This is a genomic window from Pseudoflavonifractor sp. HNCC25GI2 (assembly GCF_058136395.1).
In genome coordinates this window covers 24,379-45,784 of sequence record NZ_JBYUOW010000011.1, presented here as the reverse complement: position 1 = coordinate 45,784, position 21,406 = coordinate 24,379, and the positions used below count along the sequence as shown (strand labels likewise).

The window sequence follows — 21,406 nt, the reverse complement described above, 5'->3', positions numbered from 1 at the left end:
CGCCAATTGGTGTCCGCCTCCGTGCATCTTATCTGCACATACCGCAGGGGGACGATTGTAAAAGAAAAAACGGCCCGCCGGCGATGCCGGCAGGCCGTTCTTCCTTTTTTGATTTTCATACAAAAGCCGCCTCCGGTCTGTGACCGGAGGCGGCTTTTCAAGTTACAGAGAGTTGCACAGCAGGGCGGCACCCACCACACCCGCGTCGTTGCCCAGAGAGGCCCGAACCAGCCGGGTGGGCATGGTCTTGTCAAAGCTGCCCTTCTTTACCAGCTCCGTCAGCGGAGTCAGCAGCAGCTCGTCCTCGGCGTTACTCACGCCGCCGCCCATGCAGATGACCTCGGGCTGCAGGACGTTAATAAGGTTAATAAGGCCCAGAGCCAGCTCCTGCCGGTAGGCCTCCAGCACGGCCAGAGCCGTCTTGTCCCCCTCCTTGGCAGCCTGGAAGGGGGTACGTCCCTGTACCTTCTCCAGGTCTCCGCCGCACACCTGCCACAGCAGGCTGTCAGAGTTCTGCTCCATGGCCTCCCGGGTCATGCGGATGAGGCCAGTGGCCGAACCATACTGCTCCCAGCAGCCCTGGTTGCCGCAGCCGCAGGTCAGCCCGCCGGGCCGGGTAATCATATGGCCTACCTCCATGCCGGAGTTTGCAAAGCCGGTGAACAGCTTGCCGTCCACCACCATGCCGCCGCCGATGCCGGTGCCCAGGGTAATCATCACCGTGGGGCTGCATCCCTTGGCCGAACCAGCCCAGTACTCGCCCAGAGCGGCACAGTTGGCGTCATTGCCCAGGTAGACCGGCACGTCCCACTCTCGCTGAAACAGCTCACGAAGGGGCGTATTGCGGAAGGGCATATTGGCGGTCATGACCACCACGCCCGTCTTGTTGTCCACCAGGCCGGGGATGCCCACGCCCACCGCCTGGATGCCCTCCCGGGACAGGCCGCCGGCCAGACGGGCCTCCTCCGCCAAAGCGGCAAGCTCCCGGCACAGGTCCCGGTCGGACATACTCTTGTCCACCGGACGGCTGGCCTTCTTCAAAATAGCGCCCTGCTCATTTACCAGGCCGGCCACCAGATTGGTGCCGCCCACATCAATTCCAATATATGCCATAGCTTATCCCTCGGCTTCCTTCATCAGCTTTTCAAAGTGTCGATCCATACGCTCCGCCAGTTCCTGGGCCGCGTTGTGGCCCATCTTGCGGTGGCGGTTGTTCATGGCAGCCACCTCCACAATGCTGGCCAGATTCCGGCCCGGCTTCACGGGAATGGTGACAGCGGGAATCTTGACCCCCAGGATTTCGGTGAAGGCGCCCTCCAGACCCAGGCGGTCGTATACCGCGTTATCGTCCCAGGGCTCCAGCTTGATGACCAGGTCAATCTGCTGCTTCATCTTGATGGCGCCCATACCGAACAGGTGGCTGACGTCAATGACGCCGATGCCCCGCAGCTCCATATAGCGGCGGATCAGCTCGGGCGCGGTGGCCTCCAGGGTGCCGTAATTGGTCTCCTTAATTTCCACCGCGTCGTCGGCGATGAGACGGTGGCCGCGCTTGATAAGCTCAATGGCCACCTCACTCTTGCCCACGCCGGACTCGCCCTGGAAGAGCACGCCCTCGCCGTAGATCTCCATCATGACCCCGGAACGGGTGATGCAGGGCGCCAGACGGTTGTAGAGGCTGCCGATGAGGGCGCTCATGAAGGCGGAGGTGTGGGCCTGGGTGCGCAGAACGGTACGACCGTACTTCTCCGCCATCTCCAGACACTCGGGGAAGGCCTCCAGACCGCGGGTGATGATGAGGCCGGGCACCGGATAGGCCAGCAGACGGTCAAAGCTCTCCCGCCGGCGTTCCGGGGTCATGCCCGCCACATAGGTGGTCTCGGTCAGACCGATGAGCAGCAGCCGCTTGGTGTCAAAATGCTCGAAAAAGCCCGCCAGAGGCAGACCAGGGCGGTTGACGTCCACCGTGTGCAGCGGGACACCCTCATAATCCGGCCCCTTGCTTAAAATTTCAAGGTCAAATTCCCGAATGATTTCTCCCAGCTTGACGCTGTTTCTACTCTCGGACATAACGGCCCCTTTCTCCCGGTTGGATCTCATCCGCCTCTCCGCCCCGGGAACGGATAGTTTGTACCACCTAGTATAGACGAAAATCCAGCCTTACGCAAGACCGGGCGTATTTCCCCCGAATTTTTTCTTTCCTTTTTTCTCCTAGATTTGCGAAAAAAAGTCTTGCATTTTACAAACAACTCTGCTATGATATCAGTCGAAGCTTTTTTTGAAAGCGATTCTCATAGCGAGGAGGTAAGCAACATGGCCAAATGCGAATTCTGCGACAAGGGCGTCACCTTCGGCATTCAGGTTTCCCACTCCCATCGTCGTTCCAACCGCACCTGGAAGCCCAACGTGAAGCGCGTGAAGGCGATCGTGAAGGGCACTCCCACTCACGTGTACGTCTGCACCAGATGCCTCCGTTCCGGTAAGGTCACCCGCGCTGTGTAATGGAATATGGCAACTCAAAGGACCCGCGTCTATGACGCGGGTCCTTTTGTTTTTCTCTCATTCGGTTCAGCGCCCTTTGGCTCTCTTTTCCAGTGCTGCCAGCACCTTGTCCTGGATGGGCAGACGTTTGCGGCGGGGATAGCGGATTGCGTAGCTTCTGGCCAGCTGCTCGGCCTGTTCCGGCTCCAGCAGAGGCACCAGGGGCAGCACATGGCCCTGGGCCGCCTCCATCATGGGGAAAGTCAATCTGCGGCCGAACTTCTCGCTCATGGTCAGCAGGAATTCCACCGTCTCCCCGGCCTTTTCCGCCGGCCACTCCCCCTGAGCCAGCCGGGCAACCAACTGCCCCATTTCATTATAGAAATCCATGTGGTAGGGAGAGCGTTTCGGATCATTTCCAAAGCCCAGAATGCCGTCCCCGGGGCGCAGACCCGCCTCCAACCGATCCATGGCGTTCTGATACCGCTCCAAACAAGCCTGCATCAGGACAATGCTTTCGTTCATGACTGTTCCTCCTTCTGCACCCGCCAGGGCACGTCCTTCAGCTGTTCTCCCGCCTCCAGCACCTCCACGGTGCCGGCGGTGGCATCCAGCACATGGGCTGCAAACTCCTCCGCCCGCTCCTCAGGCAGCAGCGCAGAGAGGACCACGTCGGAGCCGTAGTCCACCTCCTCCACCACACCGCCGAAGGCGGACACCTCCCGGCGCATGGCCTCAAACTGGGCATAGGTGCAGGGGACCTCCATGGCCACCCACCGGCGCACCACAGAAATGCCCGCCGCATCCAGGGCGTCCTTGGCGCTCTGGGTATAGGCCCGCACCAGGCCGCCCGCTCCCAGCAGGATACCGCCAAAGTACCGGGTGACCACGCAGCACACGTTGACCACGCCCTCCCGCTGGAATACGTTGAGCATGGGCTGGCCCGCCGTGCCCTGGGGCTCGCCGTCGTCGGAGTAGCGCACCGGGCCGTCCTTTATGATGTAGCACCAGCAATTGTGGCGGGCGTCGTAGTGCTTTTTCCGGGTCTCCTCAATGCGGGAGCGGGCCTCCTCCTCGCTCTCCACCCGCCAGACGTGGCCGATGAAGCGGGAGCGCTTTTCCACAAACTCCGTCTCGCTTGAAGCAGTGGGGATATAATACTCTGTCATTGACCGCCCTCCTGGTCCTCGTCGGGAAAGAGTTTGATGTCCAGGGCATCGCAGATACGGAAAAAGACTTCCACAGAAGGACTCTTTCGTCCGTTCTCAATTTCATTCATAAAAGACTGAGTAATTCCCACTACTTTTGCCAATTTATACTGGCTCCAACCCAGTTTTTCTCTTTTTTGTCTGATTATGACCTTGTAGTCTACCATAGCTATCACCGGATTTATTATAGCTCTGAGCTATATCTCAGAAAATATATAGCTTTCAGCGATTGACATCATTTATCATCCGTTGTATAATCGCTATCGGCGATATATTGGGGCTAACAGTTCTACAAAGGTATTTATCATTGTTTATCTTTCCCCGCGCCCCTTACTCCAAGAATTTTGCCTGCGGGCGGGACGGGGATGGAGATAGTTTCGCCCTGCGGGGCGACCTACTTTGCCCACGTCGGCAAAGTAGGCAAAACGCCACCGGGGCGGCTCACGGGCATTTACAATGCCCTATCCCGCCTCCCCCGGACCCCCATTTGATTTACGGGGGAGCCACCAAGGGGTAAAGTTGTATCCATCCGGCGCGGGCAAAAACCAGGATACTGTACCTCGCGCCGCCCGCTGCCGCTCCGTGTTGATTGAACAGGCTTATGCTCCTACAAGAGCTGTCGCGCCTAGCTCTCAGCCCTCGCGCGGCGGTTCGGTGGTCGCTCCACCTCCGTAGCTGGTACCGGATACGCAAAACTTCCGTGAACACACACCTGCTCCAGGTCCGTACCCTCTGGCGGTTTCGTCGACCGCAGGCCCGTTCCGGCGCTAGAGCTCTCATGTTACCGTCCCCCAGGGGGTACATCCAATAGGGGGGCCGAAGCCCCCCTGATTGGTCGTTTCAAGGGGATGAGGTACCTAGGGGAAGGGGGAAATCGAAATCCCCCTTCCCCTAGGCAGCTCTTTGGTAACTTTCTGTCTGCACAGAAAGTTACTCGCCCGGGGGCGAAACACTCTTTTCTTCCAATTCAAGCGAACCGTATAACGGGCGTATGATATCCGCCCCTACAAAAAACTTATCAAAAGAAGGTATGTTTATGAACCCTAACCCAACCTGGCAGGAGGAGCTTCTGGACACCGCCGATGCCCTGGAGGAAGAGGCCCTACTGCTCACCCTGCTGTGCGGCGCATCCCTCTCCCCTTCTCCTCCAGCCTCTGAAGCCATTCGCACCCGGTGCTTCCACCGGCTTCGGGACTATCTGGAGCAGCACACCTTTGATCTCCGAATCCTGGCCAAATCAGCTGTCCAGGCATAAAAAACGGCGGGGTCTCCCCCGCCGTTTCCTTCATTCATCTGTTTTACTCTTCCCAGGGCTCCTTGTGGGGCTTCCAGCCCTCCACCAGGGGCCCAAGCTGACCGATGATCTTGGGCGTACACACCGCCACCACGTCGATGGTCTGGCCGTACTCCACCTGTTCCACCTTGGCGTCCTGGTAAAGCCGTTCCAGAATGCCACCCTTATCGTAGGGCAGATGGATGGTCACCCGCCGGGCGCCGTTGTCCAGCACCTTGTCAATGGCGGCCAGCAGCTCCGGCAGCCCCTCGCCCGTCTTGGCGGAGATGGACACAATGTTCTCCCCATGGGGCCGGATGTCCCCGGTCCACCGGTCGCACTTGTTAAAGACCTCAATGCGGGGCGTCTGGTCGGCTCCCAGCTCGTGGATCAGCTCGTCCACCACCGCCGCCTGCTCCCGCCACTCCTCGTTGGAGGCGTCAATGACGTGGAGGAGCAGATCCGCAAAGGACAGCTCCTCCAGGGTGGCTTTGAAGGCCTCCACCAGATGATGGGGCAGCTTGCGGATAAAGCCCACCGTGTCCGAGAGGAGCACCGTGCAAGTGTCGGAAATCTCCAGAGTGCGGGTGGTGGTGTCCAGGGTGTCGAAAAGCCGGTTGTTGGCGGGAATCTCCGCCCCGGTGAGCTTATTGAGCAGAGTAGACTTGCCCACGTTGGTGTAGCCCACAATGGCCACCACCGGCACCTCATTTTTGATCCGCCGCTCCCGCTGGGTGGCCCGGACCCGGCGCACATCCTTCAGCTCTGCCTCCAGCTTGGAGATTTTCCGGTGGATGTGCCGCCGGTCGCTCTCCAGCTGGGTTTCGCCGGGGCCGCGGGTACCGATGGCACCCTCCTGCCGCTCCAGGTGCTTCCACATACCGATCAGCCGGGGCAGCAGGTACTTGTACTGAGCCAGCTCCACCTGCAACCGACCCTCCCGGGTACGGGCCCGCTGGGCAAAGATGTCCAGAATCAGGGCGGAGCGATCCAGCACCGACACGCCGATGTCCTCGCTGAGCGCCCGCTGCTGGGAGGGGGACAGGGCGTTGTCAAAGATGACCATGTCCGCACCCATGGCCTCCACCAGCTGCTTCACCTCGGCCACCTTGCCCTCGCCGATGAAGGTGCGGGGGTCCGGGCTGTCCTTGGACTGCATGACCATGCCCACTGTCTCGCCCCCCGCCGTCTCCAGCAGGTCGGACAGCTCCTCCATGGAGGCTTCAGTGGCATTTTCCTCCCGGGACAGGCTGAAGGCGTCCAGCCCCACCAGCACCGCCCGGTTTCTTGTCTCTTGGATGTGTTGTTCCATAGTTCCTCCCCGCCGGTCCCAGGGGCCGGCGGCACAATCTTCTCAGGCCTGGCAGTAGGCCTCCACAATTTCTCCGATATACATGGTGTGGTAGTCCTGCTGGGGATACCACTTCTCCTTCACGTCCTGAGGGATGCGGGCGGGGTCCATCTCCTGGACAAAGCGCTTGCGGCACACCAGCACCAGGCGGGCCTGCTCAAAGTAGGGGGCGCCGCAGGCGGCGGTGCGCACCGTGAAGCCGCACTCCTTAATTTTATCCACATCCCGGCCGCTCTTGCTCCCGCACAGGGAGAGGGCCTTGCGGTACTCCTCATCAAAGAAGGTCAGGGTGAAGTACTCCTCCCGGTCCAGGAACTCCTTGGTATAGCGCTGAGGACGGATATAGCAGGTGGCCGCGGGAGCGCCCCACAGCACACCCAGTCCGCCCCAGGAGGCGGTCATGGTGTTGCACTTCTCCTCCGTACCGGCGGTTACCAGCATCCACTGGTCTCCGATGAGTGAAAATACATTGTCCTTGAGGTTCTTCGGGTCGATACGCTGAAACATACTTACTGCCTCCTGTCTGTTCTTCTTTCAGTCTATGCCTGCTGTCCCGGGACGATACCCGGCAGAATTGCAAAAAGCCGCACCGAAAACTCGGCGCGGCTTTTGAAGGCGAATCTTACTTGTCGAGGCCAAACTTCTTGTTGAAGCGGCTGACACGGCCGCCGGTGTCCACCATCTTCTGCTTACCAGTGTAGAAGGGGTGACACTTGGAGCAAACTTCCACGCGGATGTCCTTCTTGGTGGAGCCGGTCTCAATGACGTTGCCACAGGCGCACCGGATGGTGGTCTGCTGATAGTTGGGGTGGATGCCTTCCTTCATTATGTTCACCTCTTTCTCCATGGAGGGTCATTTCGTAAACGCATCAGATATGATAGCATAGTTTTCTCGGAAAAGCAACTGTTTTTTTCAAAAAACTTCTGCTGTCTTTTCCCCTTGAGGCCCATGGAAATTCCTCAATCTATTATAAGGGTATTTTTTCCCGCAGTCTGGAAAAAACTATTGCAATCGGTCTTAAATTGTGATAAAATACCGAAGCATTATGCGTGGGAGTGCGGATTTTTCGCCCGGTGCCCGGATGTCCGGGTTGGCGGAGAACATGATGCCCCCAGAAGAATCAACTGAAATTTAGGAGGAAAACTAACATGGCAGTCGTATCTATGAAGCAGCTGCTGGAGGCCGGCGTTCACTTCGGCCACCAGACCCGTCGGTGGAACCCCAAGATGGCCACCTACATTTACACCGAGCGCAACGGCATCTATATCATTGACCTGCAGAAGACCGTGAAGAAGCTGGAGGAGGCCTACAACTTCGTCCGCGAGCTGGGCGAGAAGGGCGAGACCATCCTCTTCGTGGGCACCAAGAAGCAGGCTCAGGAGGCCATCAAGGAAGAGGCTTCCCGCGTTGGCATGTACTGGGTGAACGCCCGCTGGCTGGGCGGCATGCTCACCAACTTCAAGACCATGCGCGGCCGTGTGGATCGTCTGAACCAGCTGAAGAAGATGCAGGAGGACGGCACCTTCGACATGCTGCCCAAGAAGGAAGTCATGAAGCACATGGGCGAGATCGCCAAGCTGGAGAAGTACCTGGGCGGCGTGACCGAGATGAAGAAGCTGCCCGGCGCCCTGTTCGTCGTTGACCCCCGCAAGGAGCGCAACGCCATCAACGAGGCCCGCAAGCTGAACATCCCCATCGTGGCCATCGTGGACACCAACTGCGATCCCGACGAGATCGACTACGTCATCCCCGGCAACGACGACGCCATCCGCGCCATCAAGCTCATCTCCTCTGTCATGGCCAACGCCATCCAGGAGGGCAAGCAGGGCCAGGATGAGGCTCCCGCCGCTGAGGCTGAGGCTCCCGCCGCCGAGTAATCAAACCCTATCGTTTCAGCAGCGCCCGCCCGCGCGGGCGGACGCTGCTCTTTTTTCCGGCATCAGAGACCGGTTGTCCCGGTCTGAATACAGTTATGGAGGAATGTAATTATGGCGATTTCCGCTAAGGACGTACAGAAGCTGCGCGAGATGACCGGCGTTGGCATGATGGACTGCAAGAAGGCCCTGACCGAGGCCGACGGCGACTTCGACAAGGCCATCGAGTGGCTGCGTGAGAAGGGCCTGGCTGCCCAGACCAAGAAGGCCGGCAAGATTGCCGCCGAGGGCGTGTCTTACGCCGTGGTCACCGAGAAGGGCGTGGGCGTGGTCATCGAGGTCAACTCTCAGACCGACTTCGTCGCGAAGAACGATGTTTTCCGCGACTTCGTTATGGCTCTGGCCGTTGTTGTGGCCGAGGAGAACCCCGCTGACGTGGAGGCTCTGAAGGCCTGCCGTTATCCCGGCACTGACCGCACTGTGGCTGACGTCACCGCCGACAAGGTGCTGGCCATCGGCGAGAACATCCAGATCCGCCGTTTCGTCCGCTATGCCGAGGGCGTGAACGTTCCCTATATCCACATGGGCGGCAAGATCGGCGTGCTGGTCAACCTGGCTGTCGAGGGCATCGATGCCGACAAGGTCACCGAGCTGGGCAAGGACATCGCCATGCAGATCGCTGCTATGAACCCCGCCTTCCTGGATAAGTCCGACGTGGATCAGTCCACCCTGGACAAGGAGAAGGAGATCCTGCTGGCTCAGGCCAAGGAGGACCCCAAGAACGCCAACAAGCCCGAGAACATCATCGAGAAGATGGTTATGGGCCGCATCGGCAAGTACTACGAGGAGAACTGCCTGCTGCAGCAGGCCTTCGTGAAGGAGAACAAGGTCTCCGTGGAGAAGCACGTGGCCGAGGTTGCCAAGCAGCTGGGCGGCACTATCATCGTCAAGGCCTTCACCCGCTTCGCCACCGGCGAGGGCATCGAGAAGAAGGAAGACGACTTCGCCGCTGAGGTTGCTTCCATGATCAAGTAAAAGGCTTGAGCTTGTCCCCCGCAAAAACGCTCATTGTCCCAAAATAATCGACTCAAAGAGAGTCCCGAGGAATTGTTTCCCCGGGGCTCTTTTTTTATTCTTTTTTCACGCTTAGCCTCGATATTGCCTCTATTTTTCGATTTTTCGAACTTTTCAGAGTATTTTGCGAGGGCAGTTGAGGATCGACCGAGGAGACCGTTTTGCCGGGACAGGCGACGGTTTTCGGAAGGACGATCACATGGTGTTTTGATTAAATAGCAATTTTTTTAAAAAATTGACTTCAAAATTTGAATTAAATCAAAAATTTGCGGGTAAGAGCATCAATTTTTTGAGTTAATTCATTTTTTACCATCAAATTTTTGAGTTAATTCCGTGAACTCAGCAAATTTTTAAGTTAATTCAAGGAGGTGCCTTTGAAATGATGAATCTGGCCTGTTTTTCCTTAGCTACTTTTTTGGTACTGATCGCCGATGGTTATGAAAAAGACGGAGTACGTTTGCCATCCTGGGTAATGATGCACTTCACCGGCTACATCATGCGTCCAGCTGCTGCCACGCTGTGGATGATTGCTACTCTATACATCATCATGCGTTTTCAACTGCGTGGCCTTTTGGCAGTGGCCATCCTGACGGTGGCCTGCTGGATCGCCTGGGTCATAGCAGTTGGTGAGTCTGTTATTTATGGTGAGGAGGGAAAATCAAATGAAGAGAATCGGCGATGATCGATGCACAGTGCGGGACTATATCGAAATAGCTATCACCATTGCCATCACCTACATCATCATAACCAGTGGGGTGCGGATAACGATGGTGATCGGTCAGTCCATGTTGCCCACGCTGCGGGAGTACAGCATCCATGTTCTTATTCCAGATCCGGATCCTGATGTCGGAGACATCGTGGCGATTGCAGGTGATAACTATTATGTAACCACCATCAAACGCATCGTGGCTGGCCCCGGGGACACGGTGGAGCATTGGGGCGAGCCTCTCACGTTGGGGCCCGGAGAGTATTATGTGATGGGAGACAACCGGGATAATTCCCGGGACTCCAGGGTTTTAGGTCCCATAAATGGGGATGACATTGTCGGCCGGCTGGTGATATAGGAGGGATCAAATGGAGCGATCAGATGCACGTACACGGGACATTAGATTTTTCAGTGAAAAAAACGGCGATATCGTGCTCCTTCACAGCAAGTGGGCAAGGAACTACGCCAAATGGCTGGAAGAGCAGCCGTGGGTAAAAAGTTACGATACTGGCTGTCCTTTAGAAGTCGGCATAATTGGACGCATATCACGGGCAGGAATCCGCACGGACTATCTGCAGACCGGATGGGCTACTGACTTTGTGATTCGCTGCGCTGATGGTCGCAAAGGCGTAAGAGAGTTGGTGAAGCGAGAGCAGCTAAAGAAGAAAGCCTATGTGGAGCGCCTGGAGTTATCCCGCAGATACTGGGCAGCGACCGACACGGAGTGGATGGTGGTGATAGTTGATAGATAGATGACTTGGCACAAGACAATGACTATTTAAAATTAGGAGGTTATGAAAAAATGACACACACAGAAGATCGCAAGATGATGTACAAGTTTTTTAGTCGCAAAAACAACCGCAACATGTATGTACACAGCCGTGGCGCAATGGAGTATGCCGCAGAGCTGGAGTCCAAGGCATGGGTGCAGATCTACGATACCAATGTAATCCTTGATCCTGATCGCCTCGCTCGCATCCCGATGCCTGTGTCCGACGATGATTTGGCCGTAGAGTGGACCACGGATTTTGTAATCACGCACGTCGACGGACATCGAATCGTCAAGGAAATCGTGCCCAAAAAATGTATGGCAGATGCGGATTACACCATGCGCCTGGAGATGTCTCGCCGGTACTGGACCATGGATGATGATGGCACCCAGTGGATGATCGTATCTGTCGATGACTGATCCTCTGCGCTTTGTTTGCCGGCTTGGGGTGACATTCCGGATTCTGAAAGCGAAACCAAACGGCTACTGGATCATTGACTGTGACTCTCCCTCTCCCCCATTTTTTACTGCTGACCTTGATGGATATGAACGGGTGCCTGCGCCGGACGCATGGATTACAGAGCAGACCATAACTCCAGCGCAGGCTACCCGCCTGCAAATGATTCAGCCGATGGTTGACGATGAAAGGTGCATCTCTGACAAATCACTGCGATACCGGATGGCGGCAGAGGCGGCGCAGCAACACAACACCAACACACGCCGCATCCTACATATATATTATATGTATATGGCAACTGGACGCACGGCAAAAAAGCGTACAAAAAACGCCACCCAAAGCAACCAAATGATAGAGCGAGCCATCCGGCGGTACTATTTTGGAGCAAAGCGGCTGTCCCTAAGATGCGCCTATGAAATGATGCTGATGGAGGACTATGTAGGACCCGATGGAGAGATCGACAGCGACGCCCCAACATGGAGCCAATTTCGGCACTATTACTATGGACACGGGTTTCATCGTGATCCCCAAAAGATCATTGCACGAGAGGGCCTTACCAAATACCAGCGGGACCACCGGCCTGCATGGGGATCATCTGCCGGATGGCGACCACAGCCTGGAAGCTATCAGATGGATGCCACACAGGCGGATATCTATCTGGTGCCACGATCAGACCGGTCTGTTGTGGTGGGCAGGCCGTATATCTACTTGGCCGTAGACACAGCCACCCACCTGATTGCTGGTATCTATGTCGGATTTTCGTGTGATGAAACTTCTGTGATGGCTTGTATCGAGCAGGCAGCATCTGACAAAGTGGAGTATTGTGCCAGCTACGGCATCGAGATTACCCAGGAGCAATGGCCATCGGTGGGTATGCCAACGGAGATCATCACTGACAAGGGGCGAGAGTTCTTCGGCCCACGAATGTCCGAGTTGTGCCGTCGGTACGGGCTTGAAGTACTGACCTTACCGCCCTTTCGGCCGGACTGCAAGGGTGCCGTCGAAAAATCAATCGACCTACTGCAGCAACGGTATAAGCCAATGCTGCGTGGCCGTGGTGTGATCGAGGATGATGCGCAAGAACGATGGGCCACGGACTACCGCACGCAGGCCGTGCTGGATCTGGATGACTTCACCCGTATAGTAATCCATTCTGTTCTGTATCTAAATAGCGGACGACTCTTTGACGGAAAGACCACAGCAGAAAGATGGCTGGAGCTATCGCCACAATTGATGGCGGTGGATCCGCAGGTGCTGCACATACAAACACTGCCACGCACAGAAGCCAAACTGACCCGCAAGGGCATCCGGATCAACCGCATGTGGTACGCCCCAGATGATGCAGATGGGCTTGTCATTGGCGATACATACACGATCGCCTACGATCCAGCTGATCTATACATTATATATATATGTATAGATCACCCTGTGCCTTGTTATGCGGTAGGACTTGATCGATCTATTTCTGCGGATGAACAGAAGAAAACTTATGAAGCAGCTAAGAAAAACAGGAGGGCTGCATGTGTACGAGAGACGGCATCGAGTATCACAGCCACCCAGGCCATCCGAGCTATCATTGAGCACGCAGACAGTCGCAGGGAGCCTATCCGGCAAGTCGATGGAGAGCAAATCAAGCAAGACCAAATCACAGAGAGGGGGCAACTGACATGAGCAAGTATCCAGCCGGTCATACGGTCGGAGCCATATATGAGGGATCATCAGGCAACCCTTACCTTGATTCCATGCCGGACATGCTCTCGCCCGAGCAATTTGCCAGGGCCGTGGCAAGCTACCCTCCTATCCCACACGATCTGGATCGGATGTCACAAGAGGAGCGCCGGGGTCTACTTCCATCTCTGGCATCCATCTATGTGCCGATGCCTTACCAGTACGCTATCTACGATACATTGTATCGGGCAATCACCACAACATACCGTACGGCCGATGTGGTGGAATCAACCAGAGCAATCAACGCCTACTACTGTGGCCGAGACACCAACTATGCCACGCAGGCAGACAGTGGGTCCATCTTGGGAGTTCCGGGGTGCGGCAAAACGGCCACCGTGCGCCGGTGTCTATCCACGATGCCTCAGGTAATTGAGCATGTGGAGTACCAGGGACAGCCCTGTTATGGCAAGCAGGTACTGTGGCTGCATGTGGAGTGCCCTTCTGACTGCTCTGTCAAGACTCTCGGTTATAACATCATGGCTGCGCTGGATAAGGCTATTGGCTCACAGTATCTGCAAGCGGCGCAATGGCTACGATCGGCATCTGCATCTGCTATCGCAACGCAGGCCAAAATCCTGCTTACCAACCACCATGTAGGACTATTGGTAGTCGACGAGATCCAGAATGCAGTGCTGACCGCCCGTAAAACCAGGCAAGAAAAGCCGCTTCTCCGATTTCTTGTAGAGCTCACCAACGAAACAATGACCTCCATCTATTTTATCGGCACACCAGTCGCAGAGGAGCTCTTTGTCTCCCAGGAACATCTCAAGAGGAGAACCAGAGGCATCCGACTGGCCCCATTTCGGCCGGACGGGGCATATCTCGATTTCGTGCGAAAGATCTGGTCATATCAATACACCGGACAGGCAGCACCTCTGACAACATCTCTATCAAACAAGCTATACGATTGCAGCGGTGGCATACCGGCTTATGTCGTCAAGATATTTGCTGAGGCGCAGGCTCAGGCCCTGCTTCAAGGCCGTAGCTGTGTCGACGAAAAAATCATTCAGAAAGCGGTCGAGCTGCTGGCCATCAAGGTGCCAAGGACCTATGCGGCAGGCACTCACATTTCGGATTTTGAAATCGGTCTGGAAGTACCAGAGCCATCGCCAGAGCAGGAAGAAGTGCCACGGCAATATGCCAACAAAAGGGGGCGAAAGGCAGCACAGAGGGATCATGATGATCTGCTCGTGGCCTACACGGAAGGAAAGGACATTGAAGAGCAACTAAGAAAACATGGCTATCTGGAGGAGGACTATCATGGATGAAAACATTATCGACATGTCGGCAGAGGATATACAGAACATTGGAGCACTGATTTGGCAACCATTCCGCTTTGATCAGAGCAAGCCGTCGGTCCATGACGACGGGTGCTATGCCATGGTGCAGCTTGTGCGACCGGATGGGGAAATCGAGTATCACAAGTATACGATTGTGTTTCAACGACGTATGGATCCAGAGCAGCCCGAGCTGCGGTTTGGTCACAGCATCCAGTGCTACGTGCTCTTTGACAGGGTCTACGACAACATCGAGGACAGTTTGCTCTTAGTTGCTTCTGACGTGGGGCAGCTTATCCGGGTATATGGGTCGCCTGAAACAGCAAAAGCCGGCACGGAGATGGAGATCCGTCGGCTGTGTGGCGATAAAATTGCCTGCCAATCAATCCTGCCATACTGATATGCTGCCGTATTTTCCATCGCCCTACCCTGGGGAGTGGTGGTACTCGGTCCTTTGCCGTTACCATGTACGCAGCGGCCACAGCAAATACGCCACTACCATCAATGAGTTATATGGTGGCCGGAAAATGGTGCATGGCAGGCTTATTCCTGGAGGTGACTGCGCCGCCGTCTTATCCAATCTACCGCCTGGGGTGCTGTCGATTGATGATGTATTGGCCAATCATACCCTTCTCCCCTACTACACTCGCTTTTTTGCACCAGACAAGAAGCGGCAGGTATGGGAGGCATTACGGGCCGGCCATGGATCAGGCATCACAAGCGTTCGGACGCAGATACCAGATGGCACTGAGGGGCTAAAATACTGCCCGATGTGTTATCAGGCAGATACAGCACAGTATGGGGAGCCATACTGGCACAGCGCCCACCAGATACCTCTACTCCCTCTGTGCCCGACCCATAAGGTCCCGCTTGTATCTGTGCCCATCAAATTTTCCAGGTTGTCCGAGTTATTTCTTCCTCTCATTTCTGTTCACATTCCGAATCCGGAAAACGCAAAAATAGAACCCTGGATGGAGCCGCTGACTGATATGCTGACTGCGTTGGTATGCGGCGACTATCATGTGCCAGTCGATGGACACAGCAACCTACACACAGCGTTGGTATCCAATGGATATGGAGAGGATCGGGTCAGTCGATATCAATCAATCGACGTTGGAAAAGTCCAGCGGGCAGCCATGGAGTATTACGGTCAGCAAATCTATGAGCAGTACTTTGCCAGCTTGTCTGCCGCCGTACTATCACGGCTCGTGCATTGGCAGCTATCATCGCCGGATCGGTATGCACTGCTCGCCGTGATGGTTGGCCTGGATGCTGACACGCTGTTTGGACCTGCGCTCGATGTAACAGATCCACTGCTGGAGCAGTTGCTGCGTTATAAGGAAACCGGCATTGTCTACGGCAAAAATGACCTGGCCGCAAAAATGGGTATCCAACCCGGGCAGCTGGACTCACTGGCAGCAAAGTATCATATAGAGCCATTTTGGCGAAAAATCCGGCAAGATCGCAAGCGGTCCATCCGGTTGCTGTTAACAGATGCAGAATATGAGTCTATCAAAGAAGCAGCTAAGAAAAACAGTGGTGGGCAGCTTGCCGTGTTTGCACGGTCTGTCGTACTTGATTTTTGCAGGAATAAGGAGGCTGAAAATGAACAAATACAAAAAAATCATTGAGCAAGTTCGTGGAAAAGATGACAAAAAGACCCAGGAAAAAGAGGCAGATGCAATCGCTGAGGTGATGTGCCTCTCCATCGATGACAGCCCACACATGATCGCCTTGGAGGATGGGGCAGCAACGCTGGCCGCCCTGTACACTCTGTGCATGGATGATGGGATCAATACGGTTGGGGCCTACCTCGAGATCAGAGATCGGCTGGTCTATCTGCTTTACGATTTATACGATAAAATGAGGGAGAAATACCCAGTGCCCGCTCGAGCAAAGTCGGAGGGTCAGTCAGAGCCGGATGTGGTTGATGCGCTGGAGCGCCTAAGATCCATCTCGACCGAGGAGGAGCGGGAATGACATGGATGGATAGCAATTATCGGACCCTAAGCCTAACCTACCGCTGGGTGCACAGCGATGATGACATGATCGCATGGGCCGATGATGCAATGGATCCGATCGAGTACACCCCAGACCTGTCGGCTATACTGTGGGCGGTATCTGCGCTGGAGGTAATCGCATCCAGTCCGGCTCCCTCAGGCGTTGCCCCACGCATCTACCGATGGGCACGATGGGCAATAGCGTCCAGGATTTGGCGAGTGATTGACGATAGGATGGATACAGAGTGTCCGAAAAACAGATGATTTGCGTTACACATTGGGGCCACCATTTTTGTGCCTCCAGGAGGTAAAAAGTACATGGAATCTGTAACGAAAACGACAGAGGGGATTATCGTTACACATGGGTATGCCAGATGCTCCACTAACGAGACCCGCCAGGACATCGATAGGCAGGTACGGGAACTGCGGGCAGCCGGGGCAACTCGCATCTGGATGGAGTATGAGCATGGAGATGCGCCGACCAAGGAGCAGCAAGATATGATGTGGGATACAGTCCGCCCAGGAGACACGGTGATAATCACAGAGCCTTCCAGATTGTCCCGCTCAGTGCAGCAGTTTTGCCAGATCGTAGAGACAATCAAGTCAAAGCGCATCAGGCTCCAAATCCTGGGGAGCATCACCATCGACTGCCGCAAGGATGATCCCGATCCGATGACGGTGGCATTTCTGCAGTTGATTGCCGTGTTTTCGGAGTTGGAACTTTCCATGATCCGGGCCCGTGTGCGTAGCGGTGTGGCCAATGCCAGGGCCAAAGGTAAACAGTTGGGCCGCCCTCCCATCACGGCAGAGCGTATCCCAGATAGCTTTTTCCGATATTTTACTAAATATCAAATTGGAGAAATCAATGTGAGCGAATTGGCCAGGTTGGCACAGGTAAGTCGCCCCACAGCCTACAGATACCTTGCATGTATAGGAGGCACGCACGATGATCGAGCATGACATCACCTATCGCATATATCCGCCTGGGCGAGTACACACGGAGATTGAGCGAGATCCTGAGGAGTACCCGTATCCTCCAGAGGTGCGGATTGCATGGACCGAACGCAGGGAGTATTCTAATGTCGAGCTGTCATATGATGATCTGGCTGTGGCGATTGAGTCTTGTGTAGTGGAGATCGTGCACGGGGAAACCGAGTATGGCCAGTGCTTCCGGGCGTTTAGAATCACCAAACTCGAGGGTCTGCGGGCCATCGAGTATGCCTCACACAACTACCCCATCTTTCTTGTCCCCAACAACATGATCCGTGGCACACTTGTTGTGGACGATGGGCAGGACTGGTGGCGTTATATTATTGATAGGTGGTACGATTGCGACAAGACTCGGGACCACGATATCGGCTACGACGATCCGCCAGACATCGTTCCGGCGCTGGCGTTGCTATTTAGACCTTATTTGAGGGATCCGGATATGTGACGATGTGTATTATTTTATCTGCATGTTTTCGAGTGAGAGAAAGAGGGGTGATTGAGGGGCAAAATCGACCGTATCTTGTACGTCTTTTGTCTGTTTTGTGTCTGTATGTATACAATATATAAGATGATAAAATGATGACAAAAAAGACGGATAGCTCGGGCATTTGCACCGTGTACGTCGGATTTGATTGGGGGTGATATGAATAGCATTGGCATACATAGGTATAACCAAAGGTTAAACATAGCATATAACATAGCACTAAACATAGCATATAACATTGACACAAAAAAATCCCCCCGGGCGACTTTCTCGCCTGGGGGGATTTGCCATGGGATTGTGAGGTACACAAAGAAATCAGGAGATACACATATGGTTGTTGAGCGTACAAGGAGGGTAGATAGCACATCCTAATCATGGCTGTCTTATTATATACATATTTTTTGTGACTGCCCAATATTTTACTGGGTTTAACATATACCACTCATATTAGCTGTGCTATACTTGTATTGGAAATCTTTCCAAATGCACAAAATAATAAATGATTTTTTAGAAGAGTGTTAAGTCTTCAATTTTCCACCCCTATACAATGGTAGAAACAAAAATAATCAGAAGCGGATAATAGCAAGGAGACAATGATTTATTGCATACCGAGAGCCTAAAGTGCAGACGGCTTCTATATTTTAAATGAGGGCAGAGAACTTTTTCCTTCAGTAAAAGAAATTAGACGCTACATTATAGAGCATGACTGTATGCACAAGGAGAGAGAACAATGAAAAAAATTCTATTTTGTAATATTCCTATGACACTTAAAGTCAGTAAGTGTGTTTATGAAAGCGATGACTGCTCGGTACCTGTCGCTCAAACATCAGTATACTATCCTGTGTCAGCGTTTCTTCAAAAGACTCTTTCTTATCAAGATGAAGTAAAAGCTATTCTGCTGGTAAAGAAAGACAAGTTGGGGCAATACAAAAAGAACCTGACTGGTTGTATTGAGGAACTGCTGGCTGTAGCAGAAACTACGGGTGCAAAAATCGACTATAAGATCATCTACACTGAATTTTCAGAGACTCAAGCGACCCATGACAATCTTCTGCTTTCTATCGTTGATGAAATAGAAGAAGCAACTCATATTATTGCTGATATTACCTATGGCCCTAAAGACCTTCCCATTGTACTTTTCACAGCTATGAACTTCGCAGAAAAATTTTTGGATTGTGAAATTGACAACATTGTCTATGGTCAAGCAACTTTCGTAGATGGGAATGCAGTAAATACAAAAATCTGTGACATGATTCCTCTGTATTACTTAAATTCTGTTACAAATACCATTCAGTGCTCTTCTCCAGATAAAGCTAAGCAAATGCTCAAATCACTTCTTTCTATGTGAGGTGAACTATGGGCAAGAGTAGAGTTGAATATGAAAATTTAATTCGCAATTCTATTCTCTTTTCACTGGACAGAAACACTCAAGCCACAGCTTACAAGCGTGAAGCGCTAAAGCTGGTTGAATATCTTTATTTATATTTGGTATCAATCAATGCTGATAAATATACTGAGTTTGGTCTTGAAATAACCGAAACAGCTAACCGTTGCATAAAAAACTATACGGCAGAGGTTGGCGACTTCCTCAACTATTTCAATTCGGCTATCGCAAAAGAGTATAGAAAGGTATGCGCACGCAGGCAATTAGCTGAACAACACGGGGGCGTACATATTCCCGAAAATGATCAGAGAATTATTCGAAAGTATATAAAGTTTATTGAGCATAATGGAGCTTATAGCATTACAGATGAAATAATCAGCACAATATCAGTTTCTACGGGTATCTCCTACGAAAAAGTTGCCGATTGCCTTTTCGATTATAACAATAGCTTTACTGTCAGCAACAGCTATATATCTGATGATGGATCTGAGGGCAGTCTATTTGACATGATACCCTTAAAAAAAACAACGGAGGATGAATTAAACGAAACAAACCAGGCAGTAGAATTCATTAAGCATATCGATGAAGTATTCTCTACTCGTCAAGCCCGTCAAAAGACTTTGCTATCTAAACTACTAACTGCAAAGCTAATCGAAGCAATTTGGAACAGTGAACAGCTGTTGACAGTTGCTCGAACACAATCCTTTTTCAATGAAGAAATATATACCGATTCCTGCAGGAGACAAGCACCCATTACCGCTCGTGAGATTGCTTCATCTCTTGGCCTCAGCGAGCAAAGTGTTAGTCGCACATTCAAGGTATTTATCTCTCTGCTTTAACCGGAGGTACAATATGCCAAAGCATACATATCTTAATCGCACCTTTTTTGATTTGCAACGCCAAAAGTATAAGGCCATTGAAGAGGTCTCAGTCGAAGCGCAGGCGGTTTGCCTAAAAACCGAAGATAATAAATTGCTCAAAATATTTCATTCCTTGGATAGTGCAAAGTCTCTGTCTGAAAGACTCGAATGGTTAAAGGCTCTGGGTGCCAAGGATGATGTTTTATCAGACACTATTGCTATGCCTTCTGCTCTTTTGACAGGTTTGAAGCGTGATGAAGTTGGGTATGTGTGTGAACCCGTTAATGAATGTACTCTAACGCAATACATCAAGCCAGCAAAAGGAGAAAAGCTTTTTAAGTGGTATTATGAAAAAACTGGTGGAATCGAATATAGATTGAAAATTGCCTATAGCATTGCTGCTCGCCTGCAGCAAATTCATTCTAAAGGTATTTGTTTGGTTGATATTTGCCCAGAAAATACAACCTTACAGGCTTTTTCATTAGAAAAGAAAGCTCAACCAAGTATCCAGTTTATTGGAGCAGATTCTATAAGCTCATATACATACTACGCTCACTCGACAGGCTGCCCTCGATATATCGATCCTCTGGTATATCAGTATCGAACATCACCATCTTCAGTATCAGACACATTTTCGTTTGCAATAATGATGTTCGAAATGCTTACGACCTGCCATCCATTTTACGGAGAAGATGCAGAGCTACTCTCAGATGAGCAGTTCTACGAAAGTCTTTCTCAGGGTTCGTTAGACTACATCGGTGATGAGCGATTATCTACAAACAAAAGCGAAATATATGAAGATACTCAAATTTTCCTCCCTGAAGATTTGGCAATCCTTTTTGATAAAATGTTTGTTGCCGGAAAAATGGATGCTTATCTTCGTCCTACACTTGATGACTTCAAGGCAGCCTGCATTCGGGCAATGAAGAAAATTATCAAGTGTGATCACAAGGGATGCGAGAAAGACTATCCTTACAATCCAAAACATATCTGTCCGTTTTGCAACCATACTACCAGTCGAGTGATTCTTGCTCGATTAAAGAGAACTATATCGGCTTCTGAAAAAATGTTGATACCGCACGATGGAATAGATGGTTTTTCTGCCCTTCCTCTTTTGATAGAAGAACAAAACTATATAGTCATTCGTCCCGGACTAAATAAAATAACCAGAAGTTTCTTTGAACCATCTGCAAAAATTGAAAAAGACTCTGTCAGTATTCTTATTCAGTATTCTCCAGAGAAAAACAGAATGGCAATTAGAAACCGTTTTATAACTCTGAATATTAAGGTTTTAGGAAAAGAACTGCTTCCATATACGAAAACAGATAAAGGACAGCATTCAGACATAATCTTTTCCGAAGATACGAAGGCTACTATTGAGTTGCCCGTAAACGCCCAAATTGAGCCCGAAAGAATTGTCCTGGTTGACGATGAAGGATATGGAACTATCCAGCATAGATGGAGTATTTCCATAGGATAAAGGAGACAC

General features: G+C 52.6%; 26 protein-coding genes. 18 read left to right on the top strand and 8 right to left on the bottom strand.

Annotation, left to right across the window (positions count from 1 at the left end; translation table 11 throughout):
* Positions 1 to 162: 162 nt before the first annotated feature.
* Positions 163 to 1,113 carry an ROK family protein gene (locus AC3YUO_RS11780; protein WP_489963236.1) on the bottom strand — a complete coding sequence of 317 codons (951 nt, stop codon included), beginning with the start codon at positions 1,111 to 1,113 and terminating at the stop codon, positions 163 to 165.
* Positions 1,114 to 1,116: 3 nt separating this feature from the next.
* Complete coding sequence (gene hprK / locus AC3YUO_RS11775) at positions 1,117 to 2,070, bottom strand: HPr(Ser) kinase/phosphatase (RefSeq protein ID WP_489963235.1); 954 nt, start codon at positions 2,068 to 2,070, stop codon at positions 1,117 to 1,119.
* A gap of 243 nt (positions 2,071 to 2,313) precedes the next feature.
* On the opposite strand from hprK, the gene rpmB reads away from it, so the two are divergent.
* Positions 2,314 to 2,502, top strand: coding sequence for a 50S ribosomal protein L28 (gene rpmB / locus AC3YUO_RS11770; RefSeq protein ID WP_087288054.1), 189 nt, complete (start codon positions 2,314 to 2,316; stop codon positions 2,500 to 2,502).
* Positions 2,503 to 2,568: 66 nt separating this feature from the next.
* Here rpmB and AC3YUO_RS11765 read toward each other — a convergent pair whose 3' ends face one another.
* Genes AC3YUO_RS11765 through AC3YUO_RS11755 form a run of 3 tightly spaced genes read right to left on the bottom strand, consistent with a single transcriptional unit; the run spans position 2,569 to position 3,856 of the window.
* Positions 2,569 to 3,006 carry a hypothetical protein gene (locus tag AC3YUO_RS11765; RefSeq protein WP_489963234.1) on the bottom strand — a complete coding sequence of 146 codons (438 nt, stop codon included), beginning with the start codon at positions 3,004 to 3,006 and terminating at the stop codon, positions 2,569 to 2,571.
* Positions 3,003 to 3,650, bottom strand: a complete 648-nt coding sequence (locus AC3YUO_RS11760; RefSeq protein ID WP_489963233.1) for a YigZ family protein — start codon at positions 3,648 to 3,650, stop codon at positions 3,003 to 3,005. Before AC3YUO_RS11760 ends, AC3YUO_RS11765 begins: the two co-directional genes overlap by 4 nt.
* Positions 3,647 to 3,856, bottom strand: a complete 210-nt coding sequence (locus tag AC3YUO_RS11755) for a helix-turn-helix domain-containing protein (RefSeq protein WP_489963232.1) — start codon at positions 3,854 to 3,856, stop codon at positions 3,647 to 3,649. Before AC3YUO_RS11755 ends, AC3YUO_RS11760 begins: the two co-directional genes overlap by 4 nt.
* Before the next feature lie 869 nt (positions 3,857 to 4,725).
* Here AC3YUO_RS11755 and AC3YUO_RS11750 point away from each other — a divergent pair.
* Entirely contained in the window at positions 4,726 to 4,944 is a 219-nt protein-coding gene (locus AC3YUO_RS11750) for a hypothetical protein (protein WP_489963231.1), read from the top strand.
* Between the two features lie 43 nt (positions 4,945 to 4,987).
* Here AC3YUO_RS11750 and hflX read toward each other — a convergent pair whose 3' ends face one another.
* From hflX to rpmE, 3 genes are all read right to left on the bottom strand, one after another.
* The gene (gene hflX / locus AC3YUO_RS11745; protein WP_489963230.1) at positions 4,988 to 6,274 is read right to left on the bottom strand and encodes a GTPase HflX; all 1,287 of its coding nucleotides are present in this window, start codon (positions 6,272 to 6,274) and stop codon (positions 4,988 to 4,990) included.
* Positions 6,275 to 6,316: 42 nt separating this feature from the next.
* Complete coding sequence (locus AC3YUO_RS11740; protein WP_489963229.1) at positions 6,317 to 6,820, bottom strand: flavin reductase family protein; 504 nt, start codon at positions 6,818 to 6,820, stop codon at positions 6,317 to 6,319.
* A gap of 115 nt (positions 6,821 to 6,935) precedes the next feature.
* Positions 6,936 to 7,139, bottom strand: coding sequence for a 50S ribosomal protein L31 (gene rpmE / locus AC3YUO_RS11735; protein WP_489963228.1), 204 nt, complete (start codon positions 7,137 to 7,139; stop codon positions 6,936 to 6,938).
* Positions 7,140 to 7,462: 323 nt separating this feature from the next.
* On the opposite strand from rpmE, the gene rpsB reads away from it, so the two are divergent.
* The 16 genes from rpsB to AC3YUO_RS11655 all read left to right on the top strand — a co-directional run bounded on the left by rpsB (position 7,463) and on the right by AC3YUO_RS11655 (position 21,397).
* Positions 7,463 to 8,191: a 30S ribosomal protein S2 gene (gene rpsB, locus AC3YUO_RS11730; protein ID WP_489963227.1), complete on the top strand. Its 729-nt coding sequence runs from the start codon at positions 7,463 to 7,465 to the stop codon at positions 8,189 to 8,191.
* 111 nt (positions 8,192 to 8,302) lie between these two features.
* The gene (gene tsf / locus AC3YUO_RS11725) at positions 8,303 to 9,223 is read left to right on the top strand and encodes a translation elongation factor Ts (protein ID WP_489963226.1); all 921 of its coding nucleotides are present in this window, start codon (positions 8,303 to 8,305) and stop codon (positions 9,221 to 9,223) included.
* A 418-nt stretch (positions 9,224 to 9,641) separates the two neighbouring features.
* Positions 9,642 to 9,944, top strand: coding sequence for a hypothetical protein (locus AC3YUO_RS11720; RefSeq protein ID WP_489963225.1), 303 nt, complete (start codon positions 9,642 to 9,644; stop codon positions 9,942 to 9,944).
* Complete coding sequence (locus AC3YUO_RS11715; protein ID WP_489963224.1) at positions 9,925 to 10,326, top strand: S26 family signal peptidase; 402 nt, start codon at positions 9,925 to 9,927, stop codon at positions 10,324 to 10,326. Before AC3YUO_RS11720 ends, AC3YUO_RS11715 begins: the two co-directional genes overlap by 20 nt.
* A gap of 10 nt (positions 10,327 to 10,336) precedes the next feature.
* The gene (locus AC3YUO_RS11710; RefSeq protein ID WP_489963223.1) at positions 10,337 to 10,720 is read left to right on the top strand and encodes a hypothetical protein; all 384 of its coding nucleotides are present in this window, start codon (positions 10,337 to 10,339) and stop codon (positions 10,718 to 10,720) included.
* A gap of 50 nt (positions 10,721 to 10,770) precedes the next feature.
* Positions 10,771 to 11,157 carry a PDDEXK family nuclease gene (locus AC3YUO_RS11705; RefSeq protein ID WP_489963222.1) on the top strand — a complete coding sequence of 129 codons (387 nt, stop codon included), beginning with the start codon at positions 10,771 to 10,773 and terminating at the stop codon, positions 11,155 to 11,157.
* Positions 11,150 to 12,865: a transposase family protein gene (locus AC3YUO_RS11700; RefSeq protein WP_489963221.1), complete on the top strand. Its 1,716-nt coding sequence runs from the start codon at positions 11,150 to 11,152 to the stop codon at positions 12,863 to 12,865. The genes AC3YUO_RS11705 and AC3YUO_RS11700 overlap by 8 nt, the downstream gene beginning before the upstream one ends.
* Positions 12,862 to 14,190, top strand: a complete 1,329-nt coding sequence (locus tag AC3YUO_RS11695) for an ATP-binding protein (protein WP_489963220.1) — start codon at positions 12,862 to 12,864, stop codon at positions 14,188 to 14,190. The genes AC3YUO_RS11700 and AC3YUO_RS11695 overlap by 4 nt, the downstream gene beginning before the upstream one ends.
* Entirely contained in the window at positions 14,183 to 14,599 is a 417-nt protein-coding gene (locus AC3YUO_RS11690) for a hypothetical protein (RefSeq protein WP_489963219.1), read from the top strand. The genes AC3YUO_RS11695 and AC3YUO_RS11690 overlap by 8 nt, the downstream gene beginning before the upstream one ends.
* Positions 14,559 to 15,830: a TniQ family protein gene (locus tag AC3YUO_RS11685; protein WP_489963218.1), complete on the top strand. Its 1,272-nt coding sequence runs from the start codon at positions 14,559 to 14,561 to the stop codon at positions 15,828 to 15,830. The genes AC3YUO_RS11690 and AC3YUO_RS11685 overlap by 41 nt, the downstream gene beginning before the upstream one ends.
* Positions 15,805 to 16,179, top strand: coding sequence for a hypothetical protein (locus tag AC3YUO_RS11680; protein ID WP_489963217.1), 375 nt, complete (start codon positions 15,805 to 15,807; stop codon positions 16,177 to 16,179). Before AC3YUO_RS11685 ends, AC3YUO_RS11680 begins: the two co-directional genes overlap by 26 nt.
* A 338-nt stretch (positions 16,180 to 16,517) precedes the next feature.
* The gene (locus AC3YUO_RS11675) at positions 16,518 to 17,159 is read left to right on the top strand and encodes a recombinase family protein (RefSeq protein WP_489963216.1); all 642 of its coding nucleotides are present in this window, start codon (positions 16,518 to 16,520) and stop codon (positions 17,157 to 17,159) included.
* Positions 17,146 to 17,634 (top strand): hypothetical protein, encoded by a 489-nt coding sequence (locus AC3YUO_RS11670; RefSeq protein ID WP_489963215.1) that lies wholly within the window; start codon positions 17,146 to 17,148, stop codon positions 17,632 to 17,634. Before AC3YUO_RS11675 ends, AC3YUO_RS11670 begins: the two co-directional genes overlap by 14 nt.
* Before the next feature lie 769 nt (positions 17,635 to 18,403).
* Positions 18,404 to 19,021, top strand: a complete 618-nt coding sequence (locus tag AC3YUO_RS11665; RefSeq protein ID WP_489963214.1) for a hypothetical protein — start codon at positions 18,404 to 18,406, stop codon at positions 19,019 to 19,021.
* Positions 19,022 to 19,029: 8 nt separating this feature from the next.
* Positions 19,030 to 19,896 (top strand): hypothetical protein, encoded by an 867-nt coding sequence (locus AC3YUO_RS11660; RefSeq protein WP_489963213.1) that lies wholly within the window; start codon positions 19,030 to 19,032, stop codon positions 19,894 to 19,896.
* Positions 19,897 to 19,909: 13 nt separating this feature from the next.
* Entirely contained in the window at positions 19,910 to 21,397 is a 1,488-nt protein-coding gene (locus tag AC3YUO_RS11655; protein WP_489963212.1) for a protein kinase domain-containing protein, read from the top strand.
* The last annotated feature ends 9 nt before the right edge of the window (positions 21,398 to 21,406 follow it).

Bases quoted from the DNA above. Each gene is read 5' to 3' on its own strand.
- AC3YUO_RS11765 (WP_489963234.1), bottom strand. From the start codon at position 3,006: ATGAACGAAAGCATTGTCCTGATGCAGGCTTGTTTGGAGCGGTATCAG.
- AC3YUO_RS11665 (WP_489963214.1), top strand. From the start codon at position 18,404: ATGAAAAAAATTCTATTTTGTAATATTCCTATGACACTTAAAGTCAGT.
- AC3YUO_RS11705 (WP_489963222.1), top strand. From the start codon at position 10,771: ATGACACACACAGAAGATCGCAAGATGATGTACAAGTTTTTTAGTCGC.
- AC3YUO_RS11680 (WP_489963217.1), top strand. From the start codon at position 15,805: ATGAACAAATACAAAAAAATCATTGAGCAAGTTCGTGGAAAAGATGAC.
- AC3YUO_RS11740 (WP_489963229.1), bottom strand. From the start codon at position 6,820: ATGTTTCAGCGTATCGACCCGAAGAACCTCAAGGACAATGTATTTTCA.
- hprK (WP_489963235.1), bottom strand. From the start codon at position 2,070: ATGTCCGAGAGTAGAAACAGCGTCAAGCTGGGAGAAATCATTCGGGAA.
- AC3YUO_RS11780 (WP_489963236.1), bottom strand. From the start codon at position 1,113: ATGGCATATATTGGAATTGATGTGGGCGGCACCAATCTGGTGGCCGGC.
- AC3YUO_RS11720 (WP_489963225.1), top strand. From the start codon at position 9,642: ATGATGAATCTGGCCTGTTTTTCCTTAGCTACTTTTTTGGTACTGATC.
- tsf (WP_489963226.1), top strand. From the start codon at position 8,303: ATGGCGATTTCCGCTAAGGACGTACAGAAGCTGCGCGAGATGACCGGC.
- AC3YUO_RS11715 (WP_489963224.1), top strand. From the start codon at position 9,925: ATGAAGAGAATCGGCGATGATCGATGCACAGTGCGGGACTATATCGAA.
- hflX (WP_489963230.1), bottom strand. From the start codon at position 6,274: ATGGAACAACACATCCAAGAGACAAGAAACCGGGCGGTGCTGGTGGGG.
- AC3YUO_RS11760 (WP_489963233.1), bottom strand. From the start codon at position 3,650: ATGACAGAGTATTATATCCCCACTGCTTCAAGCGAGACGGAGTTTGTG.
- AC3YUO_RS11670 (WP_489963215.1), top strand. From the start codon at position 17,146: ATGATCGAGCATGACATCACCTATCGCATATATCCGCCTGGGCGAGTA.
- AC3YUO_RS11660 (WP_489963213.1), top strand. From the start codon at position 19,030: ATGGGCAAGAGTAGAGTTGAATATGAAAATTTAATTCGCAATTCTATT.
- AC3YUO_RS11750 (WP_489963231.1), top strand. From the start codon at position 4,726: ATGAACCCTAACCCAACCTGGCAGGAGGAGCTTCTGGACACCGCCGAT.
- AC3YUO_RS11695 (WP_489963220.1), top strand. From the start codon at position 12,862: ATGAGCAAGTATCCAGCCGGTCATACGGTCGGAGCCATATATGAGGGA.
- AC3YUO_RS11690 (WP_489963219.1), top strand. From the start codon at position 14,183: ATGGATGAAAACATTATCGACATGTCGGCAGAGGATATACAGAACATT.
- rpmE (WP_489963228.1), bottom strand. From the start codon at position 7,139: ATGAAGGAAGGCATCCACCCCAACTATCAGCAGACCACCATCCGGTGC.
- AC3YUO_RS11710 (WP_489963223.1), top strand. From the start codon at position 10,337: ATGGAGCGATCAGATGCACGTACACGGGACATTAGATTTTTCAGTGAA.
- AC3YUO_RS11675 (WP_489963216.1), top strand. From the start codon at position 16,518: ATGGAATCTGTAACGAAAACGACAGAGGGGATTATCGTTACACATGGG.
- AC3YUO_RS11655 (WP_489963212.1), top strand. From the start codon at position 19,910: ATGCCAAAGCATACATATCTTAATCGCACCTTTTTTGATTTGCAACGC.
- rpmB (WP_087288054.1), top strand. From the start codon at position 2,314: ATGGCCAAATGCGAATTCTGCGACAAGGGCGTCACCTTCGGCATTCAG.
- rpsB (WP_489963227.1), top strand. From the start codon at position 7,463: ATGGCAGTCGTATCTATGAAGCAGCTGCTGGAGGCCGGCGTTCACTTC.
- AC3YUO_RS11755 (WP_489963232.1), bottom strand. From the start codon at position 3,856: ATGGTAGACTACAAGGTCATAATCAGACAAAAAAGAGAAAAACTGGGT.
- AC3YUO_RS11700 (WP_489963221.1), top strand. From the start codon at position 11,150: ATGACTGATCCTCTGCGCTTTGTTTGCCGGCTTGGGGTGACATTCCGG.